Below are 17,472 nucleotides of genomic sequence, written 5' to 3' on the forward strand. Positions count from 1 at the left end.
GCGCACCATGCGGGGGCATTGTTGTTGCCACGGCTTACGAGGCCGTTTCCGCCATGAGCGAAGCTGACGTCAAGTCGCACAAGATCGAATTCCCCTGCGCCGACTACCCGATCAAGGTGATCGGCGATACGGTGGTAGGTTTTCGCGACACCGTGATCGAAATCCTCAAGAAGTACGCTGAGGTCGACCTGACGACCCTGGCCGAACGCCAAAGCAAGGAAGGCAAGTACACCACGGTGCAACTGCATATCGTTGCCACCGGTGAAGACCAGCTGCACGACATCAACAGCGCCCTGCGCGCCACCGGCATCGTGAAAATGGTGCTGTGATGAGCGCTTGTCTCGGTATTCGCGACCTTGGCCTGCAGCCCTATGAACCGGTGCTGGAGGCCATGCGTCGCTTTACCGGGCAGCGGGGGCCGGATACCCAGGATGAAGTCTGGCTGGTCGAACACCCGGCCGTTTTCACCCAGGGCCAGGCCGGCAAGGCCGAGCACCTGCTGGTGCCCGGCGATATCCCGGTGGTGCAGACCGACCGCGGCGGCCAGGTGACCTACCACGGCCCCGGCCAGTTGGTGGCCTACCTGCTGCTGGATGTGCGCCGCCTGGGTATGGGTGTGCGCGAGCTGGTCAGCCGCATCGAGCAGACGCTGATCGAGCTGCTGGCAAGCTATGGTGTAGAGGCGGCGGCCAAGCCCGACGCCCCCGGTGTCTATGTCGATGGAGCGAAAATCGCCTCCCTTGGCCTGCGCATCCGCAATGGCCGTTCGTTTCACGGCCTTGCCCTGAACGTGGACATGGACCTTGCGCCATTCCGCCGAATCAACCCCTGTGGGTATGCGGGGCTGGCAATGACCCAGCTGCGCGACCTGGCAGGCCCGATCGAACTCGACGAGGTCAGGACGAGGCTGCGCGAACAGCTGGTCAGGCACCTCGACTATGCTGAGCAGACGACCCTGACGGGCGGAATCGACTGATTATGACAACTGTGCAAGAAGCCGTGCCGAACCTGATCCCCGCGCAAGACGTGACCCCGCGTGTGGCGCCAAAAAAAGTCGAAGCCGGCGTGAAGCTGCGCGGCGCCGATAAAGTCGCGCGCATTCCGGTAAAGATCATCCCCACCGACGAACTGCCGAAAAAACCTGACTGGATTCGCGTGCGCATTCCGGTTTCGCCGGAAGTCGACCGCATCAAGCAGCTGCTGCGCAAGCACAAGCTGCACAGCGTCTGTGAAGAGGCGTCCTGCCCGAACCTGGGTGAGTGCTTCTCCGGTGGCACCGCCACCTTCATGATCATGGGCGACATCTGCACCCGTCGCTGCCCATTCTGCGACGTCGGCCATGGCCGGCCCAAAGCGCTGGACGCGGACGAGCCGAAGAACCTCGCCGTGGCCATTGCCGACCTGCGCCTGAAGTACGTGGTGATCACCTCGGTGGACCGCGACGACCTGCGTGACGGCGGTGCCCAGCACTTTGCCGACTGCATCCGTGAAATCCGTGCCCTGTCGCCGGGCGTGCAGCTCGAGACCCTGGTGCCGGACTACCGCGGGCGCATGGACGTGGCACTGGCCATTACCGCGCAAGAGCCGCCAGATGTGTTCAACCACAACCTCGAAACCGTGCCGCGCCTGTACAAGGCTGCGCGCCCGGGCTCGGACTACGACTGGTCGCTGGACCTGCTGCAGAAGTTCAAGCAGATGGTCCCGCACGTACCGACCAAGTCCGGCCTGATGCTGGGCCTTGGCGAGACCGACGAAGAGGTCATCGAGGTGATGCACCGCATGCGTGAGCACGATATCGACATGCTCACCCTTGGCCAGTACTTGCAGCCGTCGCGTAGCCACTTGCCAGTGCAGCGCTTCGTGCACCCAGACACCTTCGCCTGGTTCGCCGAGGAAGGTTACAAGATGGGCTTCAAGAACGTCGCCTCGGGGCCGTTGGTGCGGTCTTCGTACCATGCCGACCAGCAGGCTCACGAAGCCAAGATCAAGCTCTGATACGGGCTTGAGTGGCACATGCCGATGCGCGCCGTGAGGTGGCATCGGCATTTTTGTTTGTGGGGCATCGTTTCCCCGTCGGCAGTTCTGAGGGGGTTGCGCAGACTGTCACGCCCCAACGTGCAAGGAGTTACCTGATGAACGATGTGCCGACCACTGAGTCGATGTTGCCCAAGGCGTTGCCGGCCAACGCCTGTTTCGCCATCATCGCCCCGGCGGGCCCAGCCCGGCTGGATGCGGCCAAGGCGCGGCAGTGGTTCGAACAGCGCGGTTATCGCTGCCGGATCTATCCGGGTGTGGGCCAGGCCCAGGGCTATTTGGCCGGCAGCGACCCGCAGCGCCTTGAGGACCTGCATGACGCCTTCAGTGACCCGGATATCGACGCCATCCTGTGCTTGCGCGGCGGCTACGGCAGCATGCGCCTGCTGGACCGGCTCGACTTCGAACTGATCCGCCAGCACCCCAAGCCGCTGGTGGGTTATAGCGACATTACCGCCCTGCACACGGCCATCAACCGGCATACCGGGCTGATCACCTTCCATGGCGGCATGCTCAATGCCGACTTGCTGGGCGCCAAGCAGGAACCGACCGTCCAATCGCTGTTTGAACAATTGCGTGGGCAGCTTGCGGCGGGCGACAGCATTGGCCACCCTGCGGCCTGGCCGTTGACCACCGTGCTGCCCGGCGTGGCCAGCGGGCGCCTGGTCGGTGGCAACCTGTCATTGCTGGGTGCAACGCTGGGTACGCCCGCCGAAATCGATACCCAGGATGCGATCCTGTTCATCGAGGACGTCAACGAGCCGCTGTACCGCATCGACCGCCTGCTGACCCACCTGCGCCTGGCCGGCAAGCTGGCGGGGGTGAAGGGGGTTCTGGTGGGGGATTTTGCTGGCGTGACCGTGGCGGCCCTGACGCCCCTGTTGCTGGACATCTTCGCGCCGCTTGATGTGCCAGTGCTTGCAGGCTGGCGCAGCGGCCATTGCGACCCGAATGTGTGCCTGCCCCTGGGGGCGCAGGTTCGGTTGGATAGCAGCGCGCAACATCTGAGCCTGTTGCAGGCTTTGTTCCAGCAATAAAGCGATTGCGGGGAGTTATGTACAACCCGGCACCGGCCTCATCGCAGGCTGGCGCCAGCTCCCACAGTACTGCGCACAGTAGCGATATTGGGGCCTTGCCCAGATCCTGTGGGAGCGGGCTTGCCCCGCGATGCGACCTGGCCGCCTCAGCGGCGCAGGCTGTCCAGCAGCTTGTGGGTAGGGTAGCCATCGGCCGGCCAGCCTTGGGCCTGCTGGGCGTTGCGGATGGCCTTGCGGGTATTGGCGCCGATGATGCCGTCCGGGTTGCCTGCCTCATGCCCGCTGGCATTGAGCAGCGTCTGCAACTCGATACGCTCGCTGCGGCTCAGCGGCAGGTCGTCTTTGGGCCAGCTACCAGCGATGAAACCCCAGTTGGAGAAACGGTCGCCCAACAGGCTGACCGCCAACGCGTACGACGACGAATTGTTGTACTTGAGGATTGCACGGAAGTTGTCCAGCACCAGGAACGCCGGGCCGCGTGCACCCGCGGGCAGCAGCAGGGCGGCAGACAGGTTGTTGCTACCGGCCGGCAGTTGCGTGCCGCTCGGCAACTTCACACCCAGTTGCAACCATTGGTCGACGGTCTTGCGCTGGCTGCCATCGGCCAGCCACCAATCGAACCCGCTCGGTACTTGCACCTCGAAACCCCAGGGTTGGCCGGCCTTCCAGCCAGAGCTTTGCAGGTAGTGCGCGGTCGAGGCCAGGGCGTCCGCCGTGCTGCTCCAGATATCGCGGCGACCATCGCCGTCAAAGTCTACGGCGTGGGTCAGATAGGTGGTGGGGATGAACTGGGTCTGCCCCATGGCGCCGGCCCAGGAGCCGCGCATGGCATCAGGCTGGATATCACCGTTTTGCAGAATCTGCAGGGCGGCGATCAGCTGGTCTTGGGCGAACTGCGGGCGGCGGCCTTCGTAGGCCAGGGTGGCCAGCGAGCGAATCACCGACTTGTTGCCCTGGAACTGGCCGAAATTGCTTTCCATGCCCCACACCGACACCAGCACCTGGCGGTCGACGCCATAGCGCTGCTCGATGCGGCTCAGCAGCTCGGCATTCTGTTCCAGCAGTTTTTTACCATTACGCACACGCAGCGGCGACAGCGCGCCGTCGAGGTATTCCCACACGGGGCGGGCGAATTCGGGTTGGCTGCGGTCGGCCTTGATCACGTCCATGTCTGGCGTGACGCCGAGGAATGCACGGTCGAACAGGCTCGGGTTGATACCGGCTTGCAGGGCTTGCTGACGAAAGCCCGCCTGCCATTGGGCGAAGGTTTGCAGTGGCTGGATTTCGCTGCTGACGTCGGCAGTGGTGCCGGGCAGGGTGACAACCGGAGCGGGCTGGGCAGGTGCCAGCGGCAGAGCATCGGCGGCGGTAGGTTTTTCCGCACAGGCGACAAGAAGAATGAAGCTTGCGGCCGCGATCAGTTGGCGGGGCTGCCGGCGAAGCGTGAGACTAGAGGGCATGCACAAATCCAGAATTGCAGGTCAGGTAGCGACCATATCATGCCTGCGCAATTCATGCCTTTCATGCCGCCAGAAAGGAAGAAGCCTCCCAATCTCTCGATTGGAAGGCTTCGCGGCGGTAGCTGCCTTTGCCTTTTTCTGCCCGTTCCTGGCGGCAACGGAACAGCGGTTGGGCGACGATGGATTTGGCTTTGTTGGGGCCGTGCTTGCGCGGCTTCTTGCTCATGGCATGTTCCCGATGGGGTGGGTTTCGGGGCGCACTTTAGGCCGCAGCGGGCGGCTCGGCCAATTGATTGTATATATGGCGGCTGCTATTGCACCGGCAGGTTCAGGCGCTGCCCGGCCATCAACAGTGCCAGGCGGGACAGGCTGGTCCATGGCGAACCCACCGCCTGGCCCTTGATCTGCGCATCGATGTGCTGGGCATCCTGCAGCAGCATCGCCCAGCGCTGCGCCGACAGGCGCTGCAGCGCCTTGCTTACCAACGGCCGGCGTTTGTCCCACACCGGTGGCCTGGCTTGGCTGAAGGCCTTGTCCAGCGGCACGCCCTGGCTGAACTGCTGCGCAAGCCCCGCGAGCAGGCGTAGTTCGCGGGCCAGCGCCCAGAGGATTACCGGCGGCTCGACACCTTCGCCGCGCAACCCTTCGAGCATGCGCAAGGCGTGCCCGGCTTCGCCGTTGAGAATCGCATCGACCAGGCCGAAGACATCGAAGCGTGCGCTGTCGGCCACCGCTGCCTGCACCGTCTCGACGGTAATCGAGTTACCTTCGGCCAGCAGCTTGAGCTTTTCGATCTCTTGCGCTGCCGCCAGCAAGTTACCCTCGACACGCGTTGCGATCAGGTCGACGGCATCGCGCTGCGCCGAAAGCCCGGCCTGGGCCAGGCGCTGGTTGATCCACTGCGGCAATTGGTGGGCATCCACCGGCCAGATCTGGATGAACTGGCAGTTGCCGCCCTCGACCAGCGCCTTGCCCCATTTGGTTTTCTGCGCGCTGCCGTCCAGCTTGGGCAGGCTGATCAGCAGCAGCGTGTCCTCGGCCGGCTTGGCACAGTACTCGATCAGCGCTGCCGCACCCTTGTCGCCCGGTTTGCCGGACGGCAGGCGCAGCTCCAGCAGGCGCCGCTGGGCGAACAACGACAGGCTGGCACCGGCCATGAGCAAGGTGCCCCAGTCGAAGTTGGCGTCGGCACTGAACACCTGGCGCTCGTCGAAGCCCTGCTGGCGGGCGGCTGCGCGAATGGCATCGGCAGCTTCCTGGCACAGCAGCGGGTCATCGCCACTGACGATATAGACCGGCGCCAGCGAGCCTTGCAGGTGCTTGTTGAGTTGGGCGGGGGATAGTTTCATAAGGCAGGCGGGGCACCCTGGGTGCCCCGCTCAGGCTCACTGCGCAGGCATCTGCATCGGCGACTGTTGCGGCGTCTCGTCCTGGATGCGCTGGGCTTCCTGTTCGGCACGGGCTTCGGCCTTGGCACGTTCGTCAGCCTTGCGCTGCAGTTCGTCCAGGTGTTCCGGGGTGATCTGCTGCAAGCGAACCATCAGGCGTTGAACCAGTTCGCGGCGTGCTTCGCGGCGGATCTGTTCGCTTTCCTGGCTGCCGGCGGTGACGTTGTTGCCGTCACGCACGAAATAGCGGCGGACTTCGACTTTGTCCCCCATCAGCAGGGCGTCGTTGCGGCCCTTGATGACGTAGTCCACGGTGGTGGTCAGCTCGTATTCGGCCGAGCGGGAAGCGCGGGTGGAACTGACCGCGCGGTCTTCATCCTGCTCGTTGGTCAGTACCAGTTTGTACGGCGCACCCTTGTGCACGTTAACGCCGCTGTTTTCGAGCGTGCGGCGCAGCTGGGTCACGACTTCGCCGTAGGCGTTGCGCGCGCTGAGGTCCAGCTCGGTGATGGTAATTTCGTTGCCGCCAGTACCGCGCAGCTGGAACCCGCAGGCGCTGAGCAGCACGGCCAGGCCGATTACCAGCAGATTGCGTTTGATCATGTTGTAGCTCCCTCGTGGGCCAGATACGCCCGCCCTGTATTGGGGGCGGGCGCTGCCATCAATTGGCGACGATGTTGACCAGTTTGCCCGGCACCACGATGACCTTGCGGATGGTCAGGCCGTCGGTGAAACGCAGGACATTTTCGTTGTTGCGGGCCGCAGCCTCGATTTCTTCGCGGCTGGCGGCGGCTGGCATTTCTACCTGGCCACGCAGCTTGCCGTTGACCTGCACCACCAGGGTGACGGTGTCCTGCACCAGCGCGCTTTCGTCGACGCTCGGCCAGCCGGCGTCGATGACCGCCTGCTCGTGGCCAAGGTGCTGCCACAGCGAGTGGGAGATGTGCGGGGTGATCGGCGCCAGCAGCAGGGTGACCGCTTCCAGGCCTTCCTGCAGCAATGCGCGGTCCTGGGCAGTGGCTTGCGGGGCCTTTTCCAGCACGTTCATCACGGTCATCACCTGGGCGATGGCGGTGTTGAACTTGTGGTACTGGCCCACGTCGGTGCTGGCCTGTTTGATGGCAGCGTGGATGGCACGGCGGATGACCTTTTGCTCATCGTTCAGCGCGGCGGTGTCCAGCTTGCCCGGCAGGCCTTGGGCCACGTGGGCCTGGGCCAGGCGCCAGACGCGACGCAGGAAGCGGCTGGCACCTTCGACGCCGGAGTCGGACCATTCCAGGCTCATGTCAGGCGGCGAGGCGAACATCATGAACAAGCGGCAGGTGTCGGCGCCGTAGGCTTCGATCATCGATTGCGGGTCGACGCCGTTGTTCTTCGACTTGGACATCTTCTCGGTGCCGCCGATTTCGACCGGCAGGCCGTCGGTCTTCAGGCGTGCGCCGATGATCTTGGCCTTGCTGTCGCGCTCGATTTCGACGTCCGCCGGGTTGAACCAGTCCTTGCCGCCGTTGCTGGCAACGCGGTAGTAGGTTTCGGCAACGACCATGCCCTGGGTCAGCAGGTTCTTGAACGGCTCGTTGGAGGTGACCAGGCCTTCGTCGCGCATCAGCTTGTGGAAGAAGCGGGCGTAAAGCAGGTGCAGGATGGCGTGTTCGATGCCACCGATGTACTGATCGACCGGCAGCCAGTGGTTGGCCGCTTTCGGGTCGACCATGCCACCTTCGTAGTTTGGCGAGGCGTAACGGGCGAAGTACCAGGACGACTCGACGAAGGTGTCCATGGTGTCGGTTTCGCGCTTGGCCGCGGTGCCGCATTTCGGGCACGTGCACTCGTAGAACTCAGGCATGCGCGCCAGTGGCGAGCCGGCGCCGTCCGGGACGACGTTTTCGGGCAGGGTGACCGGCAGTTGGTCTTCCGGCACCGGCACGTCACCGCAGGCTGGGCAGTGGATGATCGGGATCGGGCAGCCCCAGTAGCGCTGGCGGCTGATGCCCCAGTCGCGCAGGCGGAACTGGGTGCGCGACTTGCCGAGTTCCTTGCGGATCAGCGCGGCTTCGATGGCGTCGAAGGCGCCGGCGAAGTCCAGGCCGTCGAATTCGCCGGAGTTGATCAGTTGGCCGTGCTCGCCGTAGGCGGCCTGCCATTCGGTGCCGACTTCGTCACCGGCACTGGTGCGCACCACGGCCTTGACGGGCAGCTGGTACTTCTGGGCGAACTCGAAGTCGCGCTCGTCATGGGCAGGAACGGCCATGACCGCGCCATCGCCGTAGTGCATCAGCACGTAGTTGGCGACCCACACCGGCAGTTTTTCGCCGGTGAGCGGGTGCTCGACGAACAGGGAAGTGGGCATGCCCTTCTTCTCCTGGGTGGCCATGTCGGCCTCGGCGACGCTGCCGCCTTTGCATTCGTCGATGAACGCCTGCAGCGCGGCATTGCCCTGGGCCGCCTGGGTGGCCAGCGGGTGCTCTGCAGCGACCGCCACGTAGGTGGCGCCCATCAGGGTGTCGGGGCGGGTGGTGAAGACTTTCAGTGCGCCTTGGTGGCCAATGCTTGCGACATCGTAAGGGAACGCCACTTCCATGCCGCGCGACTTGCCGATCCAGTTGCGCTGCATGGTCTTGACCTGCTCAGGCCAGCCGGTCAGCTCGTCGAGGCTTTCCAGCAGCTCGTCGGCGTAGTCGGTGATGCGGAAGTAGTACATCGGGATTTCGCGTTTTTCGATCAGCGCGCCCGAACGCCAGCCACGGCCATCGATGACCTGCTCGTTGGCGAGGACGGTCTGGTCGGCCGGGTCCCAGTTCACGGTACCGTTTTTACGGTAGATGACGCCTTTTTCGAACAGGCGGGTGAACAGCCACTGTTCCCAGCGGTAGTAGTCCGGCTTGCAGGTGGTGACTTCACGCGCCCAGTCGATGGCCAGGCCCAGGCTTTGCAGCTGGGTCTTCATGTAGTCGATGTTTTCGTACGTCCACTTGGCCGGTGCGACGTTGTTTTTCATCGCGGCGTTTTCTGCCGGCATGCCAAAGGCGTCCCAGCCCATCGGCTGCAGGACGTTCTTGCCCAGCATGCGCTGGTAGCGGGCAATCACATCGCCAATGGTGTAGTTGCGCACGTGCCCCATGTGTAGCTTGCCGCTCGGGTACGGGAACATCGACAGGCAGTAGTAGGTGTCCTTGCCTGGCTGTTCGGTAACAGCGAACGACTGTTGCTCGTCCCAGAAGGTCTGGGCGGCGGCTTCGATATCACGGGGCGTGTATTGTTCGTGCATGGCTACTTTAATTTACTGAGAGAGGAAAGACCCTGTTCACAGGCCGCGAAAGCTCGCAACGACCGGCACTGCGGTGTCGATAGAGTGAACGCCGTAGCATACATGAGCGCCGCGTATCGTGGGAAACCCTGATTGCATCGCCCGCCGCGTGGGCCGTTGGTCGCAGCGACCGGCTGCTTTCGCAGGCACCGCTAAGCTGATTTGTGGGGGGAGATATTCTGACCTTCAATGAGGTGAACGGATGGGAGATTCGCAACTAACCGCTATCAAACCGGAGCTGTATGAACGCCTGATCGACCGTCTTGGGCTGGCACTTGAAACGGCCAGAACCTCGGTACGATTACGCGACGAGATGCCTGCAGAGCTCGAATTGAGTGGGCTTAGCCACGCCGAGTTCGAGGTGATCAAGGCCTACCTGGAATCCCTCCCGGAAGGCCGCGATGCCAGCGCCGCTACCCGCGCGCAACCGGCTTCGGCCAGCATCACCTGGCTGAAGGATCGCAAGCGCAGCGATGCGCACGCCAAGCCCAGGACGCGAATGTCGCGTTAGTCGTTCAGGCAGGCCTGCGCAGTCATCGCGCAGGTTCATCATTACCCTGCACTGTCCGGCGCCGGTAGCCTCTTGAGGCCCGGCGCCGATACTTTTAGGCTGCATGCCTTCCATGGAGGTGTGTAATGCCGATTCGCTTTTTCATCAAACAATGGCTGATGCCACCGGGCCTGCTGCTGCTCTTGCTCCTTGCTGCGTGGTGGCTGCGCCTGCGCCACCCGCGCCTGGCGCTGGGCTGCTTTTGCCTGGGCGCCGGGGGCTTGCTGTTGATGAGCCTGCCGCTGGTGGTCGAACAGGCGGCGCGGCGCCTTGAAACCGAGGCTGCGCTGGCACCGGCCAGTTGGGCGAACCTGGCGAAACAGGCCGACGCCATCATCGTGCTGGGGGCAGGGCGCGAGCGTGGCGACCCGGCATGGGGCGGTAGTGACCAGCCTAGCTACATGGCGTTGGAGCGCATGCGGTATGCCGCGGCACTGGCCAAAGCCTCAGGCGTGCCGGTGCTGACCAGCGGCGGGCTGCACTACGGCACACCGCCGAGCGAGGCGCAATTGATGGCCGAACGCTTGCAAGCGGACTTTGGCGTCAGTGTGGCCTGGAAGGAAGAAACTAGCCGCACCACCTGGGAGAACGCCGAATACACCGCCAAGGTGCTGCAACCCCTGGGCATCCGCCGAGTGATCGTGGTCACCCAGGCCTGGCACATGCAGCGCGCACGCTGGAGCTTCGAGCAGAACGGTTTCGAGGTGGTGCCGGCGCCGGTGGGCTTCCTGGGGCGCGAACATGCGCGGCCATTCGCCGGGCTGCTGCCGGAAAGCCGCGCATTGTGGCAAAACGGGCAGTTGCTCAATGAGGCGGTGGGGTTGCTGGGGTATCGCTTGTTCTACTGACAACGGCGCTTTGCAGGCATTGCCTGCAAAGAGCCAATAGCGGTGCGGTCAAACGGTCTTGGCGATCCGTCCGGCCAGCAGCGCCCAGCCCAACAGCAGCCCACAGACGATTGCCAGTGGCCACGAACGCCATTGCAGGTAAGGCGTCAGCTGTTGCATGGGTACGACTTCGCCGTACAGCACGGCGCGTTCGAACTGCGGAATCTGCGTGGTGATGCGGCCAAACGGGTCGATCAGCGCAGTCACGCCATTGTTGGTGGCGCGGATCATCCAGCGGCCCGCTTCGAGCGCTCGCATTTGTGCCATTTGCAGGTGCTGCAGCGGCCCGATCGAGGTGCCGAACCAGGTGTCGTTGCTGATCGTCAGCAGCAGGTCGCTGCGTGCCGCAAGGCCTGCGGCGAACTCGGGGTAGACCACTTCGTAGCAAATGTACGGCGCGATTTGATAGCCCTTGGCCTGCAGCAGTGGCTGGTCGTCCGGGCCACGGGCGAAGTCCGACATCGGCAGGTTGAAGAACTCGATGGCGCCGCGCAGCATGTCCTGCAATGGCACGTATTCACCGAATGGCACCAGCTTTTGCTTGAGGTAGGTGCCGTCGCCTTCACCGGTAACCGTCACCCCATTGAAGTAGCGGCGCTGCTGATGGACCACCTGGCGCACCGGCACCCCGGTAATCAGCGCGGTATGCCGCTCGGCGGCAAATGCGCCCATCATGTCGAGGTAACCCTGGGCCTGGTCCTTGAGCACCGGCACCGCTGTTTCTGGCCACACCAGCAGGTCAACCGGCTTTGAGCTGAAACTCATGTCGCGGTACAACGCCAGTTGCGTATTGACGTGGGCCGGGTCCCATTTCAGGTCCTGTTCGACGTTGCCTTGCAGTGCGGCCACTTTCAGCGGCTCGCCGGCAGGTTGGGTCCAGGCATGGCCCTTCAAGGCCATGCCGATCACCCAAGGCGCCACCAACAGCACAGCGCCAACCGCCAGGAACGACGGCCGCGCACGCAGGCGCGGCAGGTTGCACAGCAACGCGGCGCTCATCGCCAGGGCGAACGACACCAACCACACCCCGCCGACCGGCGCCAGCCCCGCCAACGGCCCGTCGAGCTGGCTGTAGCCGGCATAAAGCCAAGGGAACCCGGTGAGGAACCAGCCGCGGAACGCCTCTTGCAGCAGCCACAGCGCGGCAAAGCTCAAGGCATCGGCCAGTGGCGCTTCATCGCGGCGCAGCCAGCGCGCCCACAGCCAGGCGGGCAGGGCGAAGAACAACGCCAGCAAGGCGAAGAAACCCAGCAGCAGCAGGATCGCCAGCAACGGCGAGGCGCCGCCGTAGGTGTTCATGCTGACGTAGATCCACCAAGTGCCGGCGCCATACAGGCCAAAGCCGAAGCTCCAGCCACGGGCCAGTGCCTGGCGTGGGCTCAGTTGGCGCAGGCCAAGGTAGAACAGGGCAATCGACAGCAGCGCCAGCGGCCAGATGTCGAACGGCGCCAGGGCCAGCAGGGTGGAAGCGCCGGCCGCCATGGCCAGCAGGTTACCGGGCCAGCCGGGGCGGGTGATCCAGCGCATGTCGGTCCTTAGCGGGTAATCGGGGTCAGGCGCAGCAAGTGGATGCGGCGGCTGTCGGCATTGAGGATGCGGAACTTGTAGGCGCCGATCTCGGTGGTTTCGTTGCGCTTGGGCAGGTGCCCGAACGCGCTCATGACCAGGCCGCCGACAGTGTCGAATTCATCGTCGGAGAACTCGCTGTCGAAGAACTCGTTGAAGTTCTCGATCGGGGTCAGTGCCTTGACCAGGAAGTCACCGCTGGGCAGCGGCTTGATGTAGCTGTCTTCCTCGACGTCGTGTTCGTCTTCGATGTCGCCGACGATCTGTTCGAGCACGTCCTCGATGGTCACCAGGCCCGCCACACCGCCGTATTCGTCGATGACCACGGCCATGTGGTTGTGGTTGGCGCGGAACTCGCGCAGCAGCACATTCAGGCGCTTGGACTCGGGCACGAAGGTGGCCGGGCGCAGCAGGTCCTTGATGTTGAAGCTGTCGCCGTTCTCTTTGAGGATCAGCGGCAGCAGGTCCTTGGCGAGCAGGATGCCGAGCACATCGTCATGGCTTTCGCCGATCACCGGGTAGCGCGAGTGCGCCGCATCGATGATTGCCGGCAGGAATTCGCGCGGCGTCTGGCTGGCCTTGATGCTGATCATCTGCGAGCGCGGCACCATGATGTCGCGCACCTGCAGGTCAGCGACCTGGATGGCGCCTTCGACGATGGTCAGCGCTTCGCTGTCGAGCAGCTTGTTCTGATGGGCTTCGCGCAGCAGCTCAAGCAGCTCCTGGCGGTTTTTCGGCTCATGGGCAAAAGCCTGGGTCAGTTTGCCCAGCCAGGACTTTTGCCCGTTGCTCGATCGGTCTTCGCTCATGGCGGTTACTCGTGTTCCTTGCAGTGTCAGTGTGTGATTGAGTCGGTTTCGTCGCAGGCGTAGGGGTCGGGGTGACCCAGTTCAGCCAGCAATTCTCGTTCCAGCGCTTCCATTTCTTCGGCTTCGTCATCGTCGATGTGATCGTAGCCGAGCAGGTGCAGGCAGCCGTGGATAACCAGGTGCGCCCAGTGCGCCTCGAGCGCCTTGCCTTGTTCGGCAGCCTCGCGCTCGACCACGGCCACGCAGATGACCAGGTCGCCCAGCAACGGGATGTCGAGCAGGTCGTCGGGCACATCGGCCGGGAAGGACAGTACGTTGGTGGCGTAGTCCTTGTGCCGGTAGGTGTGGTTCAGCTCGCGGGCTTCGGCTTCGTCGACCAGGCGAATGGTCATTTCCGAGTCGGCGCTGCGCTGGCGCAGGGCCAGTTCGCACCAGCGGCGGAAGGCAGCATCGTCGGGCGCAGCGGCGTCGGTTGCGCGTTGCAGGTCAAGTTCAAGCATCTTTGTTGCTGCCCTCGGGGCCGGCCTGACGGCTTTCGAAGCGCTCGTAGGCCTCGACGATGCGTTGCACCAACGGGTGGCGCACCACGTCCTTGGGCTGGAAATGGGTGAAGCTGATGCCTGGCACGTCGCGCAGCACCTCGATGACATGCGCCAGCCCCGACTTGGTGCCGCGCGGCAGGTCGACCTGGGTGATGTCGCCGGTGATCACGGCGGTGGAGCCGAAACCGATGCGGGTGAGGAACATCTTCATCTGCTCAAGCGTGGTGTTCTGACTTTCGTCGAGAATGATGAAGCTGTTATTGAGCGTGCGCCCGCGCATGTAGGCCAGCGGGGCGATTTCGATGACTTGGCGCTCGATCAGCTTGGCCACGTGCTCGAAGCCGAGCATCTCGTACAGGGCGTCGTAGAGCGGGCGCAGGTACGGGTCGATTTTCTGGGCCAGGTCGCCGGGCAGGAAGCCGAGCTTTTCGCCGGCCTCGACCGCCGGGCGTACCAGCAGGATGCGGCGCACCTGCTCGCGCTCCAGCGCATCTACCGCGCAGGCCACGGCCAGGTAAGTCTTGCCGGTACCGGCCGGGCCCACACCGAAGTTGATGTCGTTGGCGAGGATTTCTTTCACGTAGCGCTGTTGGTTGGCCCCACGCGGGCGGATGGCGCCCTTGCGTGTGCGCAGCGATACGCTGACCTCGTTGACTGCTGGGTTGTCGAGGGTTTCGACCGTCGATTCCTGCAGGTAGAGATGGACGGTTTCCGGCGACAGGTCAGTGGCCTTGGCCTCGCGGTAGAGGCGGCGCAGCAGCTGTTCGGCAGCGGCAGTGGTCCGGGGTTCGCCAATCAGTTCGAACTGATTGCCGCGGTTGCGGATCTCGATGGCCAGGCGTTGCTCGATCAGGCGCAAGTGCTCGTCGAACTGGCCGCACAAGTTGGCGAAACGATGGGCCTCGAACGGTTCGAGGATGAAGCGATGGGGTTGTATGGGTGCGTTCAAGGTGGTTTTTTAGCCGCTCGTCGGCAATGAATGTGGACCAAGAATAACCCTTGCTGGGCAGTGGCGAAAGCACTGAAACGATCAAGGGTATGCAGCGCCTGTCCGGGCCCTGTCACAGCTGGTCGCAGTTTTCTGTAGGAGCGGCCTTGCGTCGCGAAAGGGCTGCGCAGCAGCCCCGAAGATTTCTGCATGGGGCCAAAGTATTGGGGCCGCTGCGCGCCCCTTTCGCGACACAAGGCCGCTCCTACACAAACGAAGTGGTTTGCCTGGAGGCATAGGTCTTTTCAGGAGCCTGCGCTGACGGCTCAGGGCAGTGGCGAGAACGGCGAGCGACTTTCGGCGTTTTGCAGTTCCAGCAGATACCTGCGGAAAATCTGCCCGAGCACTTGGGTTGCGTGTTCGAGTTCGTCGCGGGGCATCTGTTCGGTGACTTCGTCGGCAAGGTCGAGCGCATCTTCAGCGCCGTTGACCGCGGCCATTTTCAGCAGGATATAGGCCTGCACGTTGTTGGCCTTGACCCCTTCGCCGCGATAAAACATCGAGCCGAGGCGGTATTGCGCCTGGGCGTTGCCTTGCAGCGAGGCTTTTTCGAACCACTTCAGGGCGCTTTCGAGGTTGCGCGGCGTGGCACTGTAGTAGAACTCGCCGAGTTCGTACTGCGCCGAGGCGTCCCCGCTTTGTGCCGTCCGCTCGCAGGCCTTGAGGGCGTTCTCCAGGTCCTCTGGTGCCACGTTCAGCGTGCAGCGCCCCGTCGCCGGAATCAGCAACGAGTTACCGCCCTCTGCCAGGGCCAGCAAAGGCTGAAGAAGCAACAGGCAGCCCAGGGTCAGGGCGCGGCCGGTGCGGTTCATGGGGATCGACTTACCTCTGCAAAACTGCGACCAATGTCTCTGGTGGCACATTATGGGATAAGCAGCGCCAACCTTACAAAGTTTTACTGACATTTCTGCTAGGGCGGCGCGAAGCACAGGGCTGTGACGTGCATCACAGCCCTGCCTGGCGGGCTTACTTGAGCTTGGCGAACGCGCGTTCGGCGGCATCCAGGGTGATCTGCAGCTCCTTGTCGCCGTGGGCGATGGAGGTGAAACCGGCCTCGAATGCGCTCGGCGCCAGGTACACGCCACCTTCGAGCATCAGGTGGAAGAAGCGCTTGAAGCGCTCGGCGTCGCTCGCCATGACATCTTCAAAGGTGACGATGTCGTCAGCGCCGCTGAAGTACAGGCCGAACATTGCACCGGCCTGGGTGGTGACGAACGGAATACCGGCAGCATCGGCGCGCTGTTGCAGGCCATCGAGCATACGGCTGGTGAAGTCGGTCAGCTCGGCATGGAAACCTGGGCGGCTGATCAGGCGCAAGGTGGTCAGGCCTGCCGCCATGGCCAGTGGGTTGCCCGACAAGGTGCCGGCCTGGTACACCGGGCCCAGCGGGGCGATGCAGCCCATGATTTCACGCTTGCCGCCGAAGCAGCCGACCGGCATGCCGCCACCGACAATTTTGCCGAAGGTGGACAGGTCCGGGGTGATGCCGTAGTGGCCCTGGGCGCCGCCCAGCGAAACGCGGAAGCCGGTCATCACTTCATCGAAGATCAGCACCACGCCGTGTTTGTCGCACAGGCTGCGCAGGCCTTCGAGGAAGCCCGGCGCCGGGGGCACGCAGTTCATGTTGCCGGCAACCGGCTCGACGATGATGCAGGCGACGGTCTGGCCGACTTCGGCCAGGGTCTTTTCAACCTCGGCGATGTTGTTGAACGGCAGCGTCAGGGTGTGCTTGGCAAAGTCTGCCGGCACCCCGGCCGAGCTCGGCACGCCTTGGGTCAACAGGCCGGAGCCGGCTTTTACCAGCAGGCTGTCGGAGTGGCCGTGGTAGCAGCCTTCGAACTTGATGATGGCGTCACGGCCGGTGTAGCCACGGGCCAGGCGGATGGCGCTCATGGTGGCTTCGGTGCCGGAGCTGACCATGCGCACCATTTCCATCGACGGCACGATCGAGCAGACCAGGTCTGCCATTTCGGTTTCCATGGCGGTCGGGGCGCCGTAGGACAGGCCGTGCTGCAACTGGTTGCGCACCGCATCCAGCACCTCGGGGTGGCCGTGGCCGAGAATCATCGGGCCCCAGGAGCCGACATAGTCGACGTAGCGCTTGTCGTCTTCATCGATGACGTAGGCGCCTTCGGCGTGCTTGAAGAACAGCGGCGTGCCGCCGACGCTCTTGAAGGCGCGCACAGGCGAGTTGACGCCACCGGGGATGTGTTTCTGGGCTTGGGCAAACAGGTCTTCGGAACGGGACATGGAATTTTCTCTTTGAATCAGCAAGCGAACAGGGCGTTGAAGGCGCGGGCGCGGCGGGTGACTTCCTGCGCGCTGTCGGCACCGAACAAGCCGTGGATCACCGCCAGCAGGTCGGCGCCGTGGGCGACCAACGGGGCGGCGTTGTCGAGGGTGATGCCGCCGATCACGGCGATCGGCAGGCGAACCTGGGCGCGGGCCTGCTCCAGCAGGTCAAGGCTTGCAGCCGGTGCGCCCGGCTTGGTTACAGAATTGAAGAAGCGCCCGAAGGCGACGTAGTTTGCCCCCTCGCTGGCGGCCTGCCGGGCCAGCTCAAGGCTGGCGTGGCAGGTGGCGCCGATCACCGCGTGGCGGCCGAGCAGGGCGCGGGCTGGGGTCAGCGGGCCGTCGGTCTGGCCCAGGTGCACGCCCACGCCCAGGCGCGCGGCCAGTTCGGCGTCGTCGTTGATGATCAGCTGCGTGCCGTAGCGTTCGCAGAGTTTCATCAGGGCTTCGGCTTCACGCAGCCGGCGCGCCGCATCGTCGCCCTTGTCGCGGTACTGCAGCAGGCACACACCGCCTGCCAGCGCCGCTTCGACGTGGGACAAAAACCGGCCGGCGAGCAGCTGGCTGTCGGTGATCGCATACAGACCGCGGAGCGTCATCGGGTGGCCTCGT

General features: G+C 64.0%; 18 protein-coding genes. 6 read left to right on the forward strand and 12 right to left on the reverse strand.

Translation table 11 applies throughout. The features are described 5' to 3' along the window. Positions 1–53 precede the first annotated feature (53 nt). The 4 genes from HU720_RS08640 (at position 54) to HU720_RS08655 (ending at position 3,071) form a co-directional block, all read left to right on the forward strand. The gene (locus HU720_RS08640) at positions 54–329 is read left to right on the forward strand and encodes a DUF493 domain-containing protein (RefSeq protein ID WP_186519143.1); all 276 of its coding nucleotides are present in this window, start codon (positions 54–56) and stop codon (positions 327–329) included. Beyond that, a complete protein-coding gene (lipB, locus tag HU720_RS08645) occupies positions 329–976 on the forward strand; it encodes a lipoyl(octanoyl) transferase LipB (protein WP_186519145.1) in 648 nt (215 codons plus the stop codon). The genes HU720_RS08640 and lipB overlap by 1 nt, the downstream gene beginning before the upstream one ends. Before the next feature lie 2 nt (positions 977–978). Then, entirely contained in the window at positions 979–1,995 is a 1,017-nt protein-coding gene (gene lipA / locus HU720_RS08650; RefSeq protein WP_225917238.1) for a lipoyl synthase, read from the forward strand. A 137-nt stretch (positions 1,996–2,132) separates the two neighbouring features. Continuing rightward, entirely contained in the window at positions 2,133–3,071 is a 939-nt protein-coding gene (locus HU720_RS08655; protein WP_186519148.1) for an LD-carboxypeptidase, read from the forward strand. 146 nt (positions 3,072–3,217) lie between these two features. Here the strand turns inward: HU720_RS08655 and HU720_RS08660 are convergent, their stop codons facing one another. The 5 genes from HU720_RS08660 to leuS all read right to left on the reverse strand — a co-directional run bounded on the left by HU720_RS08660 (position 3,218) and on the right by leuS (position 9,187). Next, the gene (locus HU720_RS08660) at positions 3,218–4,531 is read right to left on the reverse strand and encodes a lytic murein transglycosylase (protein ID WP_186519150.1); all 1,314 of its coding nucleotides are present in this window, start codon (positions 4,529–4,531) and stop codon (positions 3,218–3,220) included. A gap of 61 nt (positions 4,532–4,592) precedes the next feature. Then, a complete protein-coding gene (gene arfA / locus HU720_RS08665) occupies positions 4,593–4,757 on the reverse strand; it encodes an alternative ribosome rescue factor ArfA (protein WP_186519152.1) in 165 nt (54 codons plus the stop codon). 85 nt (positions 4,758–4,842) lie between these two features. Continuing rightward, on the reverse strand, positions 4,843–5,880 hold the full coding sequence (gene holA / locus HU720_RS08670; RefSeq protein ID WP_186519154.1) for a DNA polymerase III subunit delta: 1,038 nt from the start codon (positions 5,878–5,880) through the stop codon (positions 4,843–4,845). 36 nt (positions 5,881–5,916) lie between these two features. Continuing rightward, positions 5,917–6,522, reverse strand: a complete 606-nt coding sequence (gene lptE / locus HU720_RS08675; RefSeq protein ID WP_186519156.1) for an LPS assembly lipoprotein LptE — start codon at positions 6,520–6,522, stop codon at positions 5,917–5,919. A gap of 58 nt (positions 6,523–6,580) precedes the next feature. After that, positions 6,581–9,187: a leucine--tRNA ligase gene (gene leuS / locus HU720_RS08680; RefSeq protein ID WP_186519158.1), complete on the reverse strand. Its 2,607-nt coding sequence runs from the start codon at positions 9,185–9,187 to the stop codon at positions 6,581–6,583. Positions 9,188–9,428: 241 nt separating this feature from the next. Here leuS and HU720_RS08685 point away from each other — a divergent pair, with 241 nt between their 5' ends. After that, positions 9,429–9,737: a hypothetical protein gene (locus tag HU720_RS08685; protein ID WP_186519160.1), complete on the forward strand. Its 309-nt coding sequence runs from the start codon at positions 9,429–9,431 to the stop codon at positions 9,735–9,737. Positions 9,738–9,862: 125 nt separating this feature from the next. Beyond that, positions 9,863–10,624 (forward strand): YdcF family protein, encoded by a 762-nt coding sequence (locus HU720_RS08690; protein ID WP_186519162.1) that lies wholly within the window; start codon positions 9,863–9,865, stop codon positions 10,622–10,624. Between the two features lie 48 nt (positions 10,625–10,672). On the opposite strand, the gene lnt is transcribed toward HU720_RS08690, so the two are convergent. The 7 genes from lnt to thiE form a co-directional block, all read right to left on the reverse strand. Next, a complete protein-coding gene (gene lnt / locus HU720_RS08695; protein ID WP_186519164.1) occupies positions 10,673–12,190 on the reverse strand; it encodes an apolipoprotein N-acyltransferase in 1,518 nt (505 codons plus the stop codon). A gap of 8 nt (positions 12,191–12,198) precedes the next feature. Then, positions 12,199–13,038, reverse strand: coding sequence for an HlyC/CorC family transporter (locus HU720_RS08700; RefSeq protein WP_186519166.1), 840 nt, complete (start codon positions 13,036–13,038; stop codon positions 12,199–12,201). Between the two features lie 26 nt (positions 13,039–13,064). Next, entirely contained in the window at positions 13,065–13,538 is a 474-nt protein-coding gene (gene ybeY / locus HU720_RS08705; RefSeq protein ID WP_186519168.1) for an rRNA maturation RNase YbeY, read from the reverse strand. Further along, a complete protein-coding gene (locus tag HU720_RS08710) occupies positions 13,531–14,529 on the reverse strand; it encodes a PhoH family protein (RefSeq protein ID WP_186519170.1) in 999 nt (332 codons plus the stop codon). Before HU720_RS08710 ends, ybeY begins: the two co-directional genes overlap by 8 nt. Before the next feature lie 305 nt (positions 14,530–14,834). Next, positions 14,835–15,380, reverse strand: coding sequence for a tetratricopeptide repeat protein (locus HU720_RS08715; protein ID WP_186519172.1), 546 nt, complete (start codon positions 15,378–15,380; stop codon positions 14,835–14,837). A 154-nt stretch (positions 15,381–15,534) separates the two neighbouring features. Then, the gene (gene hemL, locus HU720_RS08720) at positions 15,535–16,818 is read right to left on the reverse strand and encodes a glutamate-1-semialdehyde 2,1-aminomutase (RefSeq protein WP_186519174.1); all 1,284 of its coding nucleotides are present in this window, start codon (positions 16,816–16,818) and stop codon (positions 15,535–15,537) included. A gap of 17 nt (positions 16,819–16,835) precedes the next feature. After that, the gene (gene thiE / locus HU720_RS08725; RefSeq protein WP_186519176.1) at positions 16,836–17,459 is read right to left on the reverse strand and encodes a thiamine phosphate synthase; all 624 of its coding nucleotides are present in this window, start codon (positions 17,457–17,459) and stop codon (positions 16,836–16,838) included. Positions 17,460–17,472: the final 13 nt, after the last annotated feature.

The sequence above is a fragment of the Pseudomonas sp. SWRI51 genome (genome assembly GCF_014268825.1).
GTDB classification, from domain to species: Bacteria; Pseudomonadota; Gammaproteobacteria; order Pseudomonadales; family Pseudomonadaceae; genus Aquipseudomonas; species Aquipseudomonas farsensis.